Genomic DNA, 18,118 nt, shown 5'->3' with positions numbered 1-18,118 from the left:
ATTAAAACTAACGATAAAATATTATGGCAACAGTAAATGTTTACTTAACATTCAACGGAAACTGCAGACAGGCTTTTGAGTTTTACGGATCGGTTTTCGGAATAGAAATCCCCTACATGGGTACTTTTGGCGAAATGCCTTCTGCTGAAGGAAAAGAAGTTTCTGAAGAAGACAAAAACAAAATCATGCACGTCACTCTTCCGATATCAAAAGAAACCGTGCTGATGGGAAGCGATACCGGCGGAGAGTGGGCTTCCAATTTTAAGGAGGGAAATAATTTTTCAGTTTCTATTAATGCAGAATCAAAAGAAGAAGCTGATAAACTGTTTAATGGCCTTTCTGAAGGCGGAAATATTACCATGTCTATGACGGATACCTTCTGGGGAGCTTATTTTGGAATGTTCACCGATAAATTCGGAATCAACTGGATGGTGAATTATGATGATCCTGAAAAAATACAGCAACATTCTTAAAAGATCAAGATTAGATATATAAAAGACCGGCAACAACAGCCGGTTTTTTTGTGATTAAAAGCCAAAATTTTTATAACCTGATTATTTTTCTTATTATTGATAATTAATATTGAATTTAATTATTTAATAGATTTTAATAATAAAGATAAACGATATGAAAATTTTGAAATCATTGGCAGTAAGCGTTTTTATTTTCGGAACTTCGATGGTGCAGGCTCAGAAAAACGATTTGGGAGCCTGGTATATGTATTTTGGTAATAATAAGATCAGTAAGAAATTAAACTTGCACAATGAAATTCAGTACAGGAATTTTGATGCAATCGGAGATTTGGAGCAACTTCTTATCCGTACAGGAATCGGGTATGACCTTACGGAAAACAACAATAATATCTTGCTTGGCTATGGATTTATTTTGAGTCAGCCTTATCTTAATGGCGAAAAAACTGAAAATATTGAACATAGAATCTTTCAACAATATATCACAAAACAAAAGTTCGGACGTTTCAATATTCAGCATCGTTACCGTCTGGAAGAAAGATTTCTGGAAGATGATTTCAGAATGAGGTTCAGATATTTATTAGGCTTTAATATTCCCCTCAATAATAAAGAACTTACGCCAAAAACTTTTTACGCATCGGCTTACAATGAAATTTTCCTGCACTTCGACAGTCCGGTTTTCGACAGAAACAGAGTGTATGGAGCGTTGGGATATGTCATCAACAAGAATATGAGAATTGAAGCAGGATACATGAATCAGCTTCAGGAAAATAAAAACCGCGGACAAATCCAGATCGGTTTCTATAATAATATTCCTTTTACAAAAAATTAAATGAATGTCATTCTGTAAATTGCTGACATACTGATAAATTCTAATGACAGATATTCAGTAATTTATCATTTCCAAAAAATTAATTTCTTTACGTAAAAAACATTATATTTAATATGAGATAAAAATATAAATATTTGCATTGCATCAATTTAAAACAAAGTATATGAGCCATCCGATCATTATAGAACAAAAGGTAAATGCTCCTGCTGAAAAAGTTTGGAAAGCACTCACTGATAAGAATGAAATGAAAATATGGTATTTTGATATTCCCGATTTTATATTGGAAACCGGAAAAGTTTTTAATTTTTACGAACCCGGAGATGAACGAAAATATCATCATCAGGCAGAAATTCTGGAAATAATTCAAGGAAATACATTTAAGCATACCTGGTTTTATCCTGATTTTTCGGATAAAAAAACGACCGTTGTTTGGGAACTTCAAGCAGAAGGAGAACAAACTTTGGTAAGATTAATTCATGAAGACATTGAAAATTTTAATGATCTTGGTGAAAATTTTTCAGAAAAAGCCTTTACAGAAGGGTGGAAAGGAATCATCACCCAAAGTCTGAAACTTTATCTGGAAAATTGACCTTACTATATTACAATTTGGTCAACATCTGATGGAAATTAGCAGGAAGTAATAAATTTTGCTAATTTTGGAGAAATTTATTTAGAAATCAATGAAAAAAAATATCATAGCAGGTTTTGCGGCAATCATGCTGCTGGCATCTTGTAAAAATGATAAGAAAATCCTGGACTCACTTGCGGATTATAACAATTCAATGGAGCAGAAAGGATACCATTTTGGCGATAAGCTTACGTTACCAAACGAAGTTACCAAAGATGCTGAAAGTATTTCCATCAGTTTTGGTGATAAAGAAACATCCAGCTTAACGATTGATCCGAAATTCTTCACGCTTGGTGATAATCCGGTTACTTTCAATATCAAAACAAAAGGAGGAGAGATTCTTACGCAGGACGCTACCATTAATGTTTTTGCCAAGAATCCGGAGAAAAAGATATCTTACCAAATCGTAGCCGAATATCCACACGATTCTAAAAACTTTGTTCAGGGTTTCCAGATTGAAGGAAACACTATTTATGAAAGTGATGGGCAGAATGGTTCTTCACAGATTTTAAAATACACGTTGGGAACGACAACACCGCTGGCTTCAACCAAGCAGCCTCAGGAAGATTTTTCTGAAGGAAGCACGATTGTTGGAGATAAAGTGTATCAGCTCACATGGCAGAGTAAAAAAGGATATATTTATGATAAAAATTCATTGAAATTATTATCCGAATTTGCCTATCCAAATGTTTTGGGAGAAGGTTGGGGATTAACATATGACGGTAAAAATCTTATCGCATCAGACGGAAGCAAACTTTTATACTTTCTTGATCCTGCGAATCCTTCCAAACTGGTGAAATATATTGCTGTAGCAGGAAGTTCACAGGCTTACGATCAGCTGAACGAACTTGAATATCACGATGGATTTATCTATGCAAATGTTTGGCAGAAACCTATTATCTTAAAAATTAATCCTGAAAACGGAGAAGTTGTAGGAACATTCGATTTTACAGATATAGCAAAACAGAATACAAAAGGAAGCGACGATGTATTAAACGGAATAGCTTTTAAAGGCGAAAATATGCTGGTCACAGGTAAAAACTGGCCGAAAATTTATGAAGTAGCTATACAGTAATTAAAATTTTGAAGATTTTAAATAAAAATAAAATAAAGTAGTAAATTGGTAGCGTTCCTAATGGAGCGCTACTTTAGTAGAATAATTTGAGAGTATTATATTTCATTTTTATGTTTACCTTCTGTTCGCTATATGCGCAGAAATCTCTTCCTTTAGACACTTTAAAACTCAAGGAAGCTAAAGATATGCTCGCCGATGATTACGGCAATCTCTACATCTATAAGAATAAGGATTTTAGCCTCACCAAATATGATTCTCTGGGAAAACAGATTGGCAAAATGATGTTGACTGTTCCATACAAAATACAGACCGTACAAAATCCGCTGAGTGTGCCGCTTTTTTCAGAAAACGGACAGGAACTTAAATTTGTAGATCAGAACATGAATGAAATTCAAAGGGTGGATTTCAAACAGAAATTTGGCTTCATCAAGATGGCTTATGCAGAAGACCTGCAACAGCTTTGGCTATTGGATGAAAGCACCAAAAGGCTTATCCAGTACAATTTCAGAAACGAAACAATTATTAATTCTTATCCCTTCGATGCCAGCTTTGATGATCTGATGGATCTTTTAGTGTATGAAAATAAGATCTATATCCTAACGAGAAACAGTATTAGGGTTTATACTTTTAAATTTGAAAAAATCTTTGAAGCATCTGTTGAAAACGGAAAACGATTCAGGAGAGAAAACGAAAATATTTTAGTAATTACTCCCAACACTATTTTAAAATACATTCCGGAAAAAGAAATGGTTAAAATTTTTCAGGATCCGGATGTGCAGATTGTGGATAAAAACACACTTTCTTATTTTGCAATCAAGGCCAACAAACTTTATCTTTACAGTCTCGAAAAAAATAAAGAAATCCAACCACAGACGGAGTCAGAACCGCAGTCGAAAGATACTCAGCAGGAGGTAAAACCATCGGAAGAAAAAACTTCAGAGCCTGACACTCAGGAAAAAAAACTGGAGGAAAAAACTCAGGAAATAGAAAATAAAAATCCCGGGGAAAGTTCTATTCAAAAGCTGATCGAGGAAATTTCTACGCTACAGTCTGCCGGGGATTAATCGATAAATCATTAATAATTAAGGAGAAAAATATGCATATTGCAGTTACAGGGAATATTGGAGCAGGTAAAACTACTTTAACGACCATGCTTTCAAAACATTACGGATGGGATGCACAGTTTGAGGATGTAGATCACAACCCTTATCTTGAAGATTTTTATGCAGATATGAGCAAATGGAGCTTTGCGCTGCAGATTTACTTTTTAGGAAGCAGATTCCGACAGGTAAAAGAGATCAGAGATAGTGGGAAAAATATCATTCAGGATCGTACAATCTATGAAGATGCCCATATTTTTGCCGAAAACCTGAATGATATGAATTTGCTTTCAGACAGGGATTTTAATAATTATGCATCAGTTTTCGACTTAATGAAATCTTTTGTTTCTGCACCTGATTTATTAATTTATCTTAAATCAGACGTTCCAAATCTGGTGAAAAAGATCTATAAAAGAGGTCGGGAGTACGAAGCATCCATCAGTATTGAATATCTTTCTAAACTGAATCAGAAGTATGAAAAATGGATATCTAATTATACAGAAGGAAAATTATTGATTATAGAAGTCGATGATCTCGATTTTGTTGAAAAACCTGAAGATTTCGGATTTATCCTTGAAAAAATTGAAGCAGAACTTTACGGATTGTTTTAACAAAGATTTAGTATAAATTAATGTGTTTTCATTCTGTTTCTTTCTAAATTTGTTGAGTATTAAATACAATTAAAATGTTAGTGAAAGTTTTACATAACGGTAACTGTTCAAAATCCAAAGCGGTTTTGGAGTATCTTGATGAGAATGGCGTTCCGTTTGAAATCATTAATATTATTGAGGAGCCATTAAGTCCTCTTGAAATTAAAACTGTTTTGAAAAAACTCAATCAGAGTGTGTTTGATATCATCAGAAAGAACGAGAAATTATATATTGAAAAATTTGCAAATCAAGATCTTTCTGAAGAAGAATGGATCCAGATTTTAGCTGAAAATCCTTCGCTGATTCAAAGGCCGATTCTTATCAAAGGCTCTGTGGCGATGCTGGGAAGACCTATTGAAAATGTGAAATATTTTATCGAAAAATAAATAAAAACATATTAAAAATGTAAACAGAAAAGTCAGCAATTAAGCTGACTTTGTTTTTATAATAGAATAACCCCTTCTATTTTTGCGACTTCTTTATAAATTTTAACCACCTGATCGGCATCCAGAACAAATGCGTTAATATTACAGGCTGTATATTTTCCGTTTTTGCTTTCCCGATTTCCAAGGGTAAATTTAATTCCGTCAAAAACCCTGTAAATTTCAGTGAGCTTTGCCTGATCTGTTGGAATAATAAACTTAAATAAATAATCTTCCGGAAAATCGTGATGATCTTCCAGTTTTGTCTTTAGCGAATTATAAAAATCCTCAGGACTCGCATGCTGATTTCCTTGTAAAATGTCCATTAACCTATTTTAAATAATATTTAAATATAACGAAATTATTTCTATTTTCCAAGTGGACCAAGAAGAGACTTAGAGTTCTGGATCTCATAATCTTCAATGATGTTGAACATTCCGTTTACCAGCTGTTCTGATGCTAATTGGCTTAACCCTCCTGCATTCACCGGACTTTTATTGCCTCCAAGCAAGCTGCCCAAAAGGTTACTTCCGGATAGAGCCGTATTAATGCTTCTCACAATTCCGTATTGGTTCAGTTGTTCTTCTACTTTAGGGGTAATCGCAGCAATGAGTTGCTGAGACGTTTTTTCCTTAAGAATAAGTGTGGCAGTTCCCTTCTCTCCCTGAATAATTCTCGTGACATCCTGTGCATTTAAGCTGTTTACCGCATTCACAAGAATTGGTTTTGAAATGTTAACGGTGTAAACGGCAGCATCTGCAATATATGCTCTTTCTTTTTCAACCAGTGAAGGCGCTACCTTTTCAAGCATTGAATTGATTTCTCTCAATTGTTTAGGAAGAGCCTTATCTACCATATTGTTCTGTAAGAAAGCATCTCTGTTGCTGTAGATATTTACACCTTTGTCAATCCCGTTTAAAAGAAATCTTTTAATGATAGAAAGCCCTAAATCCGATGTTGCAAGCGTAGTGCATGAGTGCATTGCTGTATTGATAATAGTCCCTGTGCCTATAATAAAAGCAGCAGCAATAATATATTTTTTCATTGTTAATGATTAAACGTAATGTATTTTCAAATAATGAACCAAATTTAACAAGAATTATGGTTTTAACAAATTTTTAATGATAAGACTGTTTAATAGTTAAGATGCAAAATGTCATAATTCTAAAATTGTTTATTAAATCAGTAATTTTTTTTCATAATTTTTTTTCATTTTTAACTTAAAATCGATTGTTTTATGGTTGGTTTTGAAAATATTTTTCAAATGTAAATCAATATTGTTATTTTAAATAAAATAAGGTCTTTAACAGATAAATAAAAATATTAAGTAAAATTAACATTGTTCAAGATATTTTTATAATTTTGACTAATGTCTTTTTCTGAGAATATGTTAATATTCGATGATAAGCATGAAAAAAGGTACTGCCTTTTTTGTTAAATATGATTGTACGAATAAAATTTAACTATATGAAACAAAGTGATTTAAAGTATTCATGTCTCATTGCTGTTCTATACTTTGGTATGAATGTGAATGCACAAACCACGCCAAAAGATACTGTTGCTAAAGAACAGAAAATTGAGGAGGTGGTGATGATTGGGTATGGTAGCAGAAAGAAAAGTGATTTGACAACTTCTGTATCATCGCTAAAAGCTGATGAAGTATCTAAAACCAAAGTAATGAATGCTAATCAGGCTATTCAGGGTAAAGTTGCAGGTGTTAATGTTGTTGCGGATGATAACCCTGGGAGTAAGCCATCTGTAATCATTAGAGGTATTGGAACTGCTTTAGGAGGAAGGGCACCACTATATGTTGTAGATGGAGTTCAAATTGATGGAGATACAAATGCTAACTTCATTAATAATATAAATTCTAATGATATTGAGTCTTATGAAGTATTAAAAGATGCAAGTGCTTTGGCTATTTTTGGAAATAGGGCAGCAAATGGTGTAATTATAATTACTACTAAACAAGGTAGGGGAAAAATGACGGTTGGGTATGATACCTTTGTTGGTGTAAGAGATATGCTTAAAACTGTAAAAATGGCAGGTAGTAATCTCTTTGCTAATTATTCAAATCTCGCAACTGGATCAATACGATTTTCACAAGATCAACCAGTCAACACTGATTGGATGAAAGAAATTACACAAAAAGGATTTTATACCCAACATAATGTATCTTTATCAGGAAGTACGGATAAAGTAAACTATAATTTTGCCTTAGGTTATTATGATGAACAGACTATTCTTAAAGGAATGGAATACAAACGTTTTAATTTTAGAACGAATAACGAATTTAAAGTTTCTAAAAAAATTAAAATTACACAAACTTTAGGTTTTTCGAATAATAATAATACTCCTAAACCACTATCAGCTTTTACTGATGCATACAAACAATCTCCATTAATTCCTGTACAATGGGCTAATGGTATTTATGCTAATTCTTATGTTCAAGATAATGGATTTGCTGGTACTTCTGGATCTCTAACACAAATTAATAATGTTCCTAATCCGGTTGCACAATTAGCCTTAAATAATGAAAAACAAAAAACATTTGACCTTTTTGGAGGAATTACTGCCGAATATAAGATATTAGATGATCTGAAGTTTACTTCACAATTTGGAGGAGAATATAATAATTATAACCAGTATTCTTATGCCGATAGAATTACTTCTTGGTTGATGGGGCATCCAAATAACAGTATTGGAGATAATGCCTATAATACTTTCTTTAATACAAAAGACGCAACTTCAGGAAAACTTACAAATCCATATAACTTAGTTACTAAAAATGCTAGTCATTTCTTCAACTGGAATTGGTCTAACTATTTTACATATACTAAGAAATTTGGAAAGCATGATTTAGAAGTTACATTAGGAACAGAAGCTAGCGAAATTGGAAGTGTGTATAATAGCAGAATAATTTATGGTAATGTGCCTCAGTTATCTAATTATTGGGGTGCAAACTTTGCCACTGTAAGTGATTTTACACAAGTTCCTACAGGGAAAGACGGAGGAAATGTGACTACGAATATGAATAGGTTAAATTCTTATTTTGGACGATTCCAATATGCATATGCAGGGAAGTATTTACTATCAGGTAGTATCCGTAGGGATGGTTCTTCAAAATTTGCTGATGGAGAAAAGTGGGGTACGTTTCCTGCATTTAGTGCTGGATGGGTAATTTCCAAAGAAAACTTTATGCAGAATGGTTTTTTTGATTTGTTAAAAATCCGCGGAGGATGGGGTAAACTTGGAAATCAAAATGTTCCATTAAACTATGTTCCATTTGATTTATATAGCTATGGTATTGGAGGTACTGCTAATTCTGGTATTACAGTTAATACACTTGTTAATTCGAAACTGTCTTGGGAAACAACCGAAGAAACATCTCTAGGATTAGATTTTGAAATTTTAAATCGTAGATTAAAAGGTACGGTAGATATTTATAACAAAAGAAATAAACAAGCTATTTTAGATTTAAAATCTATCCTAACAACAGGTATTAGTAACCCTTATTATAATTATGGAGCGAGTGTTTCTAACAAAGGTATAGAAGGAAGTTTACGTTGGGATGATAAAATTGGTAATAATTTTACTTATTGGATAGGAGGTAATATTGCATACAATAAAAACAACGTAGAGTCTCTTAGCGAGCTTGCTAATACATTAACCGGGGGAAGCCTAGGCAATGGCCAAATTACAAAAAAGCTTTCTGAAGGACAACCTATTGGTAGTTTTTGGTTATATGAAGTAGCTGGATATGATAATCAAGGTAATTTTGTATATTACGATAAAAATAACAATGTAGTTGAGAGATCTAAGCTTACGGATGCAGACAGAAAATTTTTTGGATCGGTAATTGCCCCTACTAATTATGGAGTAACTGCTGGAATACACTATAAAAATGTAGATTTTTCAGTCGATGGATACGGTCAAATAGGAGGAAAGGTATTTAACGGGAAGAAAGCAGTTAGAAATGGAAATGAAAACATTGAATATAGTATAGCTACTAATTATTGGACTCCAACAAATATAAGTTCTCCAAATCCAAGTCCAACAAATGTTCAACCAGTTGCTTCTAACTACTATTTAGAATCTTCAAACTTTTTTAGAATTAATAACATTACATTAGGTTATACATTGCCAAAATTTAGCGAAATGATCACATCTTTACGTTTTTATGCAAGTGCGATCAATCCATTTATTTGGCAAAAATATTCAGGTTATTCTCCTGAAATTAACGGAGACGGAAGTCCTGCGTATGGAACACAAGGCATAGAATTAGGCGTTTATCCTAAATTAAGATCATTCGTATTTGGAATGAATGTTAAATTTTAAAAATAAGAATAATAATGAAAAATAGATATATAACACTTTTAATGGCAGGAACTTTAATGTTTTCTGTAAGTTGTTCTAATGATTTTTTAGAGGTAGCTCCAACCGAAAATATATCAACTGCTGATTTGGCATTATATAATAACGACGAAGGGGCTAAAAGCTTTGTAACTTCTGCTTATGCACAACTACTTGAATGGGACACTTCTTCATTCGCATGGATTGGTATGACTAGTATTACTTCTGATGAAGCCGATAAAGGATCAGATCCAGGTGATGCAGGATCTGATAAAAATTTAATGGATGCATTGACCTTTGATTCTTCAAGTGGCTCAGTTAGCGACGTGTTTAAAGGAAATTACGAAGGAATTAATAAATGCAATCAGGCATTAAAATATTTACCCTTGTTGGATAATGCAAGCCAGGCTTTAAGAGATAGGCTTATTGCTGAAACTAAATTTTTAAGAGCATATTATTATTTCAATTTAGTTAGATGTTTTGGAGGTGTTCCAATTGTAGATCATGTTCCAGATCCTGCTTCTGAAGCAGATAATGTAACACTTTTAACAAGAAAATCAGCTACTGAAGTTTATGCCCAAATTGAAAAAGATTTAAAAGATGCAATAGCAGGATTACCTGCGAAAAGTGCTTATGGAACTTCTGATATAGGAAGAGCTTCTAAAGGAGCAGCACTTGGATTAATGACCAAAGTTGCATTATATCAAAAAAAGTGGGCTGATGTAATAACATATGGAACTCAGATTTCGGGTTATTCTCTTACTCCTTCTTATTCAGATATATTTAAAATTAGTGGAGAGAATAATCAAGAATCACTGTTTGAAATTCAAAGTATTGGAGGACCATCAGGAAGCACAAATCTTACTAGTCCAGGTATTAAGCAATATTCTCAAGTTCAGGCTCCAAGAGGTGCAGGTGGTTGGGGATGGGGGTTCAATACCCCTTCAAATACTCTACTAAATGCTTATGAAACAGGTGATTTAAGAAAAGATGCAACCATAATGTTCCGTGGACAGACTTTGTATGATGGTGTAATCTTACCTTCAACGGTATCTAATCCAATGTATAATTACAAAGCTTATTCTCCAAGTTTTTCTGGAAATGATTTTGCTTCACAAAATTTAAGAGTAATTAGATATGCTGATGTTTTATTAATGTTAGCAGAGGCGTATAATGAACAAGGAAATACCGCTCAAGCAATTACTTTAGTTAATCAAATAAGAACTAGGGCTGGGTTAGGGAATACAGGAGCTTCTTCACAGTCAGATGTCAGACTTGCTATATGGAAAGAAAGAAGATTTGAATTAGCAATGGAACATGACAGATGGTTTGATCTTATTAGAACAGGTCAGGCTCAATCTGCAATGGCTGCTGATGGTAAAACTTTTGTAGTTGGTAAGCATGAGGTATTCCCATTACCATCAAGCTTTATGCTTCAAGCTGCTAAATATTCTCAACAAAATCCTGGATATAACTAAAATTATGAAAAAAACAATTAAAAATATTACATTAATCGTCGCAGGAGTTTTTTTTATAAATTCTTGCGAAGACAATATAGATAAAGAGAATTTACCTATACCATATGCTTCGATCGGTGGCTATCAAAATTCTGATGAAATAGCATCGGATCACCTAATAAGTAAAATTAGTTTTGATAATTCTTCAACGATAGATTCAAAAAGTGGATTAACCGGAGGAAATGTCTCTGGAAGTACTTTTAATGTTGGAGTCAAAGGTATGGCTTATAAAGGATCAACAAATGGTTTTATTAGTTACAGTGATGTAAATGATAAAATTAAAAACTTGAAAAGCGTTACCCAGTCGATGTGGATAAAAACTTCTACCCATACAGGAGGAGCCCAGTGTCTTTTTATGTTACCTAAAACAACAGATTTTTGGGGAAATATTTTTGTTTTGATTGAAAGCTCTACTGATGGAAAAATGTTAATGAAGTTTCACATTCAAAAAGATGTAACACCTAACATTCCTTGGGCAGGACAATTTATTGAAACCGGAGGAACAAATAAATTAGATAATATGTATGATAAATGGAAACATGTTGTTTGGACTTATGATGGAGGAATGTCATTATTTTCTTTGTACGTTGACGGTGTAAAAATTCAACTCCCTGATAGTATTACAAAAAGATATAGTAATGATCCTTCTTTAGGTGGGGGGCCTCTTGGGGATTTAGCAAATTCAAATGTTTCTAAATTTATTGTTGGAGGATATCAACAGCATTTAGGTACACCTTGGGGATCACCAGATAGTTGGATGCTTAACTATACAGGACTAATGGATGAATTCAGAATGTATGATAAAGCTCTCACGGCAGGAGAAATTGATGCTTTGTATAAACTTGAAAAAGATAACAGATAATTATTATTTGAATGAGGCCTAGAAATAGGCCTTTTTTTACATTTATAATATGAGAAAGATTATATCAACAATATTATTGTCAAGTATAATATTTAATAGCTGCTCTTCTGATGATGCTTCATCTGGATCAGGAACTCCACTTGGCGGAAATGGGAATAACCAAAATCCTGTCAACAACTACACCGATCCCCAGCTCATCGAAATGGTCCAAAAAGATGCCTTAAAATACTTTTGGGATTATGCCGAATCAAATTCTAAACTTGCGCGTGAAAGATACCATACCGATAATCCGGGACAGGATGCCAATGTTGTCACGACTGGAGGATCAGGCTTCGGATTGATGACGATTCTGGTAGGAATTAAAAATGGATATATTTCCAGAGCCGAAGCAGTTTCAAAACTTACAACTTCACTTAATTTCTTACAGAATGCCAATCGGTTTCATGGAGCATGGCCACATTGGATGAATGGGGCTACAGGACAGGTTATTCCTTTTAGTACAATGGATGACGGTGGAGATCTGGTGGAAACTGCTTTTTTAGCACAAGGATTAATTTGTGTAAGAGAGTATTTTAAAACCTCTTCTGATAATTCAGAACTGGCACTTTCTCAAAAGGCAGACACTCTATGGAAGGGAATTGAATGGAATTGGTACACTCAGGGACAAAATGTACTATATTGGCATTGGTCTCCTAATTACAATTTCCAGATGAATTTGCAACTAAAAGGTTTCGACGAAACATTAATTACTTATGTAATGGCAGCAGCTTCACCAAATTATTCTATTGAAAAACCTGTTTACCAGCAAGGATGGGCAAGAAATGGGAGTATTAAAAATACAGGATCACAATATGGAATTCCTTTGGTAGTTAACCATAACGGAGCAAATGGTACAGTTGGTCCCATGTTTTGGTCTCATTATTCATTTTTAGGATTGGACCCCAGAGGTTTATCTGATGAATATGTAAATTATGGAGATGCTACGACAAATCATGCCAAAATAATGTATCAATATTGCTTAACAAATCCAAAAGGATGGCAGGGATATAATTCTAAAAGCTGGGGACTTACCGCCAGTTATTCCAGGAATTCAGACGGATCTACAGGATATGCAGCGCACCAGCCAAATAATGACTTAGGAGTTATTTCTTCAACGGCAGCATTATCAAATATGCCTTATACGCCTTCAGAAAGTATGAATATGCTTAGATTTCTATACAACGAAAACTATAATAAATATGTTGGAGTTGCAGGACCTTATGATGCTTATTCTGTACATTACAATTGGGTTACTCCAAGATATTTAGCTATAGATCAGGGCACAATTGCTCCAATGGTTGAAAACTATAAAAGCCAATTCTTATGGCAACTATTTATGAATGCTCCTGATGTAAAGTTGGGATTAATCAAATTAGGTTTCCACTCCACACAATACGGATTTTAAAAAAATAAAAAATATTAACATGAAGAGGATTATAATGTCAATCACTTTAATATCATTATTTACAATTTCCTGTAAAAATTCACAAGTTCCACAAAAGGAAATTGCGAAAACTCAGGCAGTAAAAAATGATATTACTGATCAACAATTAATGGACAAAGTACAGAAGTATGCACTAAAATACTTCTGGGATTACGCTGAGCCGAATTCTTTACTTGGAAGGGAACGATATCATGAAGATAATATTTATCCGGATAATGATAAACATGTCGTTACAACTGGAGGTTCCGGATTTGGGCTTGCGACTGTTCTCGTAGGTGTTGAAAGAGGTTTTATACCGAGAAAGGAAGCGGTAAAACGATTGACCACCATGATGGATTTTCTTGCAAAGGCTGATCGGCACAAAGGAGCATGGTCGCACTGGATTAATGGGGAAACCGGTAAAACAGTGCCTTTCGGAAAGAAAGACAACGGAGGAGACTTGGTGGAAACAGCATTTTTGACTTCAGGAATTTTAATGGTTCGTGAATATTTTAAAAATGGAAATGCTGAAGAAAAAGCTCTGGCAAAAAAATGTGACGATCTTTGGAAAGGAATTCAATGGAACTGGTACACAAAAGGTGGTGAGAAAGTTTTGTACTGGCATTGGTCACCAGATTATCAATGGGAAATGAACTTTCCTTTGCAGGGATATAATGAATGCCTGATTACTTATATTTTAGCGGCATCTTCACCTACGTATCCTATCGATGCTGAAACATATTATAAAGGCTGGACAAGAAACGGAACCTATCTTTCCGATAAGACAAAATACGGACTTCCTTTATATGTTAAACACAATGGAGCTGAAGAATATGGAGGTCCATTATTCTGGGCGCATTATTCATATATTGGTTTGGATCCTACAAATCTTTCAGATAAATTAATCAAGAATTATTTTGATTTAAATAAAAATCAGGTTCTTATTGATTATAAGTACTGTGTTGAAAATCCTAAGCAATGGGCTGGTTATGGACCAAATTATTGGGGATTAACGGCAAGTTACTCAAGAAATAGTGATGGAAGTGTTGGTTATGATGCTCATTTTCCACAAAATGACAGAGGAGTAATTACACCCACGGCGGCATTGAGCAGTTTCCCTTATACGCCAAAAGAATCTATGGACTTTTTACGCTTTCTGTACACACAGAAACCTGAGTTTATAGGCTCTGCAGGACCTTATGATGCCAATTCGATTAATTATGATAACTGGACAACCCCAAGATATCTTGCCATCGATCAGGGAACAATTGCTCCGATGATCGAAAATTACAGAACAGGATTTTTATGGAAATTATTCATGAATGCTCCTGAAATTCAGCAGGGATTAAAAAAGCTAAGTTTTCAATCTCCGAAGTACGGAATAAAATAAAATTTCGTTAATCAATAGGAATGAACTGTAGTCCGTTTGCTAAATAAATTCAAACAGGCTTCAGTCAAAAATTAAAAATAAAATGAAATTAAAATTAAAGCATTTACCTCTTATATTTTTACCTTTTTCGTTAAGCTTATTACACGCACAGGAAATAAAAGCAGAATTAAATAAGGAGGTTAAAAGACAGGAAAAAATTTCTTACATACTGGATTATCCTCAAAATACGAAAGGTAATGTTCCGCTTATTGTTTTTCTTCACGGATCGGGGGAAAGAGGTAATAATCTGGAAATAGTGAAAGCACACAGTCCGTTCACCTATAAAAATTTAATAAAAGAACCGGTGGCAATTTTAGCGCCGCAATGTCCTGAAAATATATGGTGGGATACGGAGACAGTCTATAATCTGATTAAAGAAATTCAGGCAAAATATAAGATTGATGCTTCCAGAATTTATCTTACCGGTCTTTCTATGGGAGGTTGGGGAACGCTGAAGCTGGCGATGGAACACCCCGAAATGTTTGCAGCCGTGGTTTCTGTGTGCGCCCCTACCGACAGGGTGATGTACGCAAACATTAATCAATACAAAAATCTGAATATGAAGATTTTCCATGGCGGAATGGATGATGTGGTTTTACCGGAAAATGCATTTAATTTCTATCAAAAATTACATCCTGTAAATCCTTCAGCAGAACTGAAAATTTTCCCGAATGACAATCACAATTCCTGGGATTCTACATACTCCGATCCCGCACTGTATGAATGGATGCTATCAAAAAGAAAATAATTAAGTAAAATTAATAACTGTCATTTAAAATGTTTACGATCTTTGTTAAATCCATACATCGGAAAGGAGACAATTACTTTTAAAAAGTTTGTTGTTTGCATTTAAATAATTATTATTACAAAAAGAACTATATAATTAAAGAAGATAGATTTTATGAAAAAGTTAATTGTAATGGCCACTTTAGCACTGGCACCTGTGTTTTCGGCACAGGAAATGGTATCGAAGCCCGTTCAGGTATATCAGACGGCTCAATATCAGACTAAAAAGAAGACTTTTGTAGACAATCTTTTGTCTAAAATGACATTGGATGAGAAGATCGGACAGCTGAATTTGCCGAGTTCCGGAGATTTTACGACCGGTTTGGCTAAAAGCTCAGACATCGGAAAAAAAGTTGAACAAGGCTTAGTGGGTGGACTATTCAATATAAAAGGCGCGGATAAAATTAAAGCCGTTCAGAAAGTAGCCGTTGAAAACAGCCGCTTGAAAATTCCGTTGATTTTCGGTATGGATGTAATTCACGGATATGAAACGACTTTTCCTATTCCTTTGGGACTGGCTTCTTCATGGGATATGAACCTTGTTCAGCAATCGGCGCGTGTAGCGGCTAAAGAAGCTTCAGCGGATGGAATAAACTGGACATTCTCTCCGATGGTGGATATTTCCCGCGAACCAAGATGGGGAAGAGTTTCCGAAGGTTCAGGAGAAGATCCGTATCTGGGAAGTGAAATTGCTAAAAACATGGTGTACGGATATCAGGGTAAAGATCTTGCAGCTGGAAATACCATTTTAGCATGTGTAAAGCACTTCGCATTGTACGGTGCCGGTGAAGCGGGAAGAGATTACAATACCGTTGATATGAGCCACATCAGAATGTTCAACGAATATTTTCCTCCTTATAAAGCTGCGGTTGATGCAGGAGTAGCTTCTGTAATGGCTTCTTTCAATGAAGTGGACGGCATACCGGCTACTGGAAACAGATGGCTGCAAACCGAAGTTTTAAGAAATAAATGGAATTTCAAAGGATTTGTAGTAACCGACTATACCGGAATCAACGAAATGGTAGATCACGGAATGGGTAATCTTCAGGAAGTTTCTGCATTGGCTTTAAAAGCTGGAATTGATATGGATATGGTGGGCGAAGGTTTTTTAACCACTCTTAAAAAATCATTGTCAGAAGGAAAAGTGACTCAGGCTGAAATTGATATGGCAGCAAGAAGAATCCTTGAAGCAAAATATGACCTTGGATTATTTGATAACCCTTATAAACACGGAGATGCAAAACTGGCAGCAAAAGAAGTTTTCAGCCAGGAAAACAGAAATATTGCAAGAAATGTTGCAGCCCAGTCGATGGTTTTATTGAAAAATGAAAATCAGACCCTTCCTTTAAAAGCAACCGGAACGGTAGCGGTTATCGGACCGTTGGTGAATAATTCCATCAATATGACCGGAACGTGGAGTGTGGCGGCTAAGCACGATAAGTCAATCAATCTGGTGCAAGGACTGGAAGCTAATTACGGCAAAAATGTAAAATTCATTTCTGCAAAAGGCGCTAATATCGATTATGATGCAAAACTGGAAGAAATTTATGCAGCTCACGGCAAAAAAACCGACAGAGACAATCGTTCCAAAGAAGCTTTATTGAAAGAAGCTGTTGATGTAGCTAACAAAGCAGATGTGATCGTTCTTGCGATTGGAGAATCTGCTGAAATGAGTGGAGAATCTTCTTCCAGAACAGAAATTACCATTCCTCAGTCTCAGGTAGATTTATTAAACGAATTGAAAAAGACTGGAAAACCAATAGCGATGGTGCTTTTTACAGGTCGTCCATTGGCGCTTACCAATGTGAAAAATGCTCCTGATGCTATTTTGAATGCATGGTTCCCGGGTTCAGAAGCTGGAAATGCAATCGCAGATGTTCTTTTTGGAAAAGTAAATCCTTCCGGAAAACTTCCGATGACATTCCCGAGAAGCTTGGGACAGGTGCCTATTTATTATAATGAAAAAAATACCGGTAGACCTTTAGATCAGAAGCTTGTGGATAAATGCGAATACCAGAGATTCCGTTCCAATTATATGGATGAATGTAACACTCCGCTTTATCCGTTCGGATATGGTTTAAGTTATACTAAATTCAACTATTCCGATGTTACGGTTTCAAATGTAAATCCTAAAGGAAATCAAACGATTCAGGCCTCAGTAACGGTTACGAATTCCGGAAATTATGATGGTGCAGAAGTGGTTCAGCTTTACATCAGAGATTTGGTAGGGACTATTACAAGACCGGTAAAAGAATTGAAAGGATTCCAAAAGGTAATGTTGAAAAAAGGAGAATCTAAAAAAGTTACCTTTAATATTACTCCGGAAGATCTTAAGTTCTATAATGGCGATCTGAAATTTGACTGGGAACCGGGAGAATTTGATATCATGATCGGAACAAGTTCTTCGGATGTGAAACATTCAAAAATCAACTGGACAAAATAAAATTTAAGAAGCCGTCTCATTCGTGAGGCGGCTTTATCTTTTTAGAAAAATGAATTTGTTTGTTTTTAATACAGCTTTAATTTATCTAT

General features: G+C 34.6%; 16 protein-coding genes. 14 read left to right on the top strand and 2 right to left on the bottom strand.

Annotated elements, in window-relative coordinates; translation table 11 throughout:
* The first annotated feature begins 23 nt into the window (after nt 1-23).
* From BLR30_RS15825 to BLR30_RS15795, 7 genes are all read left to right on the top strand, one after another.
* Nucleotides 24-473 carry a VOC family protein gene (locus tag BLR30_RS15825; RefSeq protein ID WP_089861025.1) on the top strand — a complete coding sequence of 150 codons (450 nt, stop codon included), beginning with the start codon at nt 24-26 and terminating at the stop codon, nt 471-473.
* Nucleotides 474-627: 154 nt separating this feature from the next.
* A complete protein-coding gene (locus BLR30_RS15820; RefSeq protein WP_089861023.1) occupies nt 628-1,302 on the top strand; it encodes a DUF2490 domain-containing protein in 675 nt (224 codons plus the stop codon).
* Nucleotides 1,303-1,465: 163 nt separating this feature from the next.
* Nucleotides 1,466-1,891 carry an SRPBCC family protein gene (locus tag BLR30_RS15815; protein ID WP_089861021.1) on the top strand — a complete coding sequence of 142 codons (426 nt, stop codon included), beginning with the start codon at nt 1,466-1,468 and terminating at the stop codon, nt 1,889-1,891.
* A gap of 91 nt (nt 1,892-1,982) precedes the next feature.
* Nucleotides 1,983-3,005, top strand: a complete 1,023-nt coding sequence (locus tag BLR30_RS15810) for a glutaminyl-peptide cyclotransferase (protein ID WP_089861019.1) — start codon at nt 1,983-1,985, stop codon at nt 3,003-3,005.
* Nucleotides 3,006-3,115: 110 nt separating this feature from the next.
* Nucleotides 3,116-4,069 (top strand): hypothetical protein, encoded by a 954-nt coding sequence (locus tag BLR30_RS15805; protein ID WP_089861017.1) that lies wholly within the window; start codon nt 3,116-3,118, stop codon nt 4,067-4,069.
* A gap of 32 nt (nt 4,070-4,101) precedes the next feature.
* Nucleotides 4,102-4,716 carry a deoxynucleoside kinase gene (locus BLR30_RS15800; RefSeq protein ID WP_089861015.1) on the top strand — a complete coding sequence of 205 codons (615 nt, stop codon included), beginning with the start codon at nt 4,102-4,104 and terminating at the stop codon, nt 4,714-4,716.
* A gap of 74 nt (nt 4,717-4,790) precedes the next feature.
* A complete protein-coding gene (locus BLR30_RS15795; RefSeq protein ID WP_089861013.1) occupies nt 4,791-5,141 on the top strand; it encodes an ArsC/Spx/MgsR family protein in 351 nt (116 codons plus the stop codon).
* Nucleotides 5,142-5,197: 56 nt separating this feature from the next.
* On the opposite strand, the gene BLR30_RS15790 is transcribed toward BLR30_RS15795, so the two are convergent.
* Nucleotides 5,198-5,503, bottom strand: coding sequence for a DUF493 family protein (locus BLR30_RS15790; protein ID WP_042721409.1), 306 nt, complete (start codon nt 5,501-5,503; stop codon nt 5,198-5,200).
* A 41-nt stretch (nt 5,504-5,544) separates the two neighbouring features.
* A complete protein-coding gene (locus tag BLR30_RS15785) occupies nt 5,545-6,222 on the bottom strand; it encodes a DUF4197 family protein (RefSeq protein WP_089861010.1) in 678 nt (225 codons plus the stop codon).
* A 422-nt stretch (nt 6,223-6,644) separates the two neighbouring features.
* On the opposite strand from BLR30_RS15785, the gene BLR30_RS15780 reads away from it, so the two are divergent.
* The 7 genes from BLR30_RS15780 (at nt 6,645) to bglX (ending at nt 18,029) form a co-directional block, all read left to right on the top strand.
* A complete protein-coding gene (locus tag BLR30_RS15780) occupies nt 6,645-9,515 on the top strand; it encodes a SusC/RagA family TonB-linked outer membrane protein (RefSeq protein ID WP_089861057.1) in 2,871 nt (956 codons plus the stop codon).
* A 14-nt stretch (nt 9,516-9,529) separates the two neighbouring features.
* A complete protein-coding gene (locus tag BLR30_RS15775) occupies nt 9,530-11,008 on the top strand; it encodes a RagB/SusD family nutrient uptake outer membrane protein (protein ID WP_089861008.1) in 1,479 nt (492 codons plus the stop codon).
* Between the two features lie 4 nt (nt 11,009-11,012).
* Complete coding sequence (locus BLR30_RS15770) at nt 11,013-11,909, top strand: LamG domain-containing protein (protein ID WP_089861006.1); 897 nt, start codon at nt 11,013-11,015, stop codon at nt 11,907-11,909.
* Nucleotides 11,910-11,958: 49 nt separating this feature from the next.
* Nucleotides 11,959-13,353: a glucoamylase family protein gene (locus BLR30_RS15765; RefSeq protein WP_089861004.1), complete on the top strand. Its 1,395-nt coding sequence runs from the start codon at nt 11,959-11,961 to the stop codon at nt 13,351-13,353.
* A gap of 19 nt (nt 13,354-13,372) precedes the next feature.
* Nucleotides 13,373-14,761 (top strand): glucoamylase family protein, encoded by a 1,389-nt coding sequence (locus BLR30_RS15760; RefSeq protein ID WP_089861002.1) that lies wholly within the window; start codon nt 13,373-13,375, stop codon nt 14,759-14,761.
* A gap of 82 nt (nt 14,762-14,843) precedes the next feature.
* Entirely contained in the window at nt 14,844-15,548 is a 705-nt protein-coding gene (locus tag BLR30_RS15755) for a carboxylesterase family protein (protein ID WP_089861000.1), read from the top strand.
* A gap of 153 nt (nt 15,549-15,701) precedes the next feature.
* Nucleotides 15,702-18,029, top strand: a complete 2,328-nt coding sequence (gene bglX / locus BLR30_RS15750; RefSeq protein ID WP_089860998.1) for a beta-glucosidase BglX — start codon at nt 15,702-15,704, stop codon at nt 18,027-18,029.
* Nucleotides 18,030-18,118: the final 89 nt, after the last annotated feature.

Source organism: Chryseobacterium taeanense (assembly GCF_900099685.1).
Taxonomy (GTDB): domain Bacteria; phylum Bacteroidota; class Bacteroidia; order Flavobacteriales; family Weeksellaceae; genus Chryseobacterium; species Chryseobacterium taeanense.
Note: the sequence above shows the minus strand (reverse complement) of the source record. Positions and strands in the feature narration are given on the sequence as shown.

Excerpts from the sequence above, each read along its gene's own strand:
- BLR30_RS15825 (WP_089861025.1), top strand. The coding sequence starts at position 24 with ATGGCAACAGTAAATGTTTACTTAACATTCAACGGAAACTGCAGACAG.
- BLR30_RS15820 (WP_089861023.1), top strand. The coding sequence starts at position 628 with ATGAAAATTTTGAAATCATTGGCAGTAAGCGTTTTTATTTTCGGAACT.
- BLR30_RS15815 (WP_089861021.1), top strand. The coding sequence starts at position 1,466 with ATGAGCCATCCGATCATTATAGAACAAAAGGTAAATGCTCCTGCTGAA.
- BLR30_RS15810 (WP_089861019.1), top strand. The coding sequence starts at position 1,983 with ATGAAAAAAAATATCATAGCAGGTTTTGCGGCAATCATGCTGCTGGCA.
- BLR30_RS15805 (WP_089861017.1), top strand. The coding sequence starts at position 3,116 with ATGTTTACCTTCTGTTCGCTATATGCGCAGAAATCTCTTCCTTTAGAC.
- BLR30_RS15800 (WP_089861015.1), top strand. The coding sequence starts at position 4,102 with ATGCATATTGCAGTTACAGGGAATATTGGAGCAGGTAAAACTACTTTA.
- BLR30_RS15795 (WP_089861013.1), top strand. The coding sequence starts at position 4,791 with ATGTTAGTGAAAGTTTTACATAACGGTAACTGTTCAAAATCCAAAGCG.
- BLR30_RS15790 (WP_042721409.1), bottom strand. The coding sequence starts at position 5,503 with ATGGACATTTTACAAGGAAATCAGCATGCGAGTCCTGAGGATTTTTAT.
- BLR30_RS15785 (WP_089861010.1), bottom strand. The coding sequence starts at position 6,222 with ATGAAAAAATATATTATTGCTGCTGCTTTTATTATAGGCACAGGGACT.
- BLR30_RS15780 (WP_089861057.1), top strand. The coding sequence starts at position 6,645 with ATGAAACAAAGTGATTTAAAGTATTCATGTCTCATTGCTGTTCTATAC.
- BLR30_RS15775 (WP_089861008.1), top strand. The coding sequence starts at position 9,530 with ATGAAAAATAGATATATAACACTTTTAATGGCAGGAACTTTAATGTTT.
- BLR30_RS15770 (WP_089861006.1), top strand. The coding sequence starts at position 11,013 with ATGAAAAAAACAATTAAAAATATTACATTAATCGTCGCAGGAGTTTTT.
- BLR30_RS15765 (WP_089861004.1), top strand. The coding sequence starts at position 11,959 with ATGAGAAAGATTATATCAACAATATTATTGTCAAGTATAATATTTAAT.
- BLR30_RS15760 (WP_089861002.1), top strand. The coding sequence starts at position 13,373 with ATGAAGAGGATTATAATGTCAATCACTTTAATATCATTATTTACAATT.
- BLR30_RS15755 (WP_089861000.1), top strand. The coding sequence starts at position 14,844 with ATGAAATTAAAATTAAAGCATTTACCTCTTATATTTTTACCTTTTTCG.
- bglX (WP_089860998.1), top strand. The coding sequence starts at position 15,702 with ATGAAAAAGTTAATTGTAATGGCCACTTTAGCACTGGCACCTGTGTTT.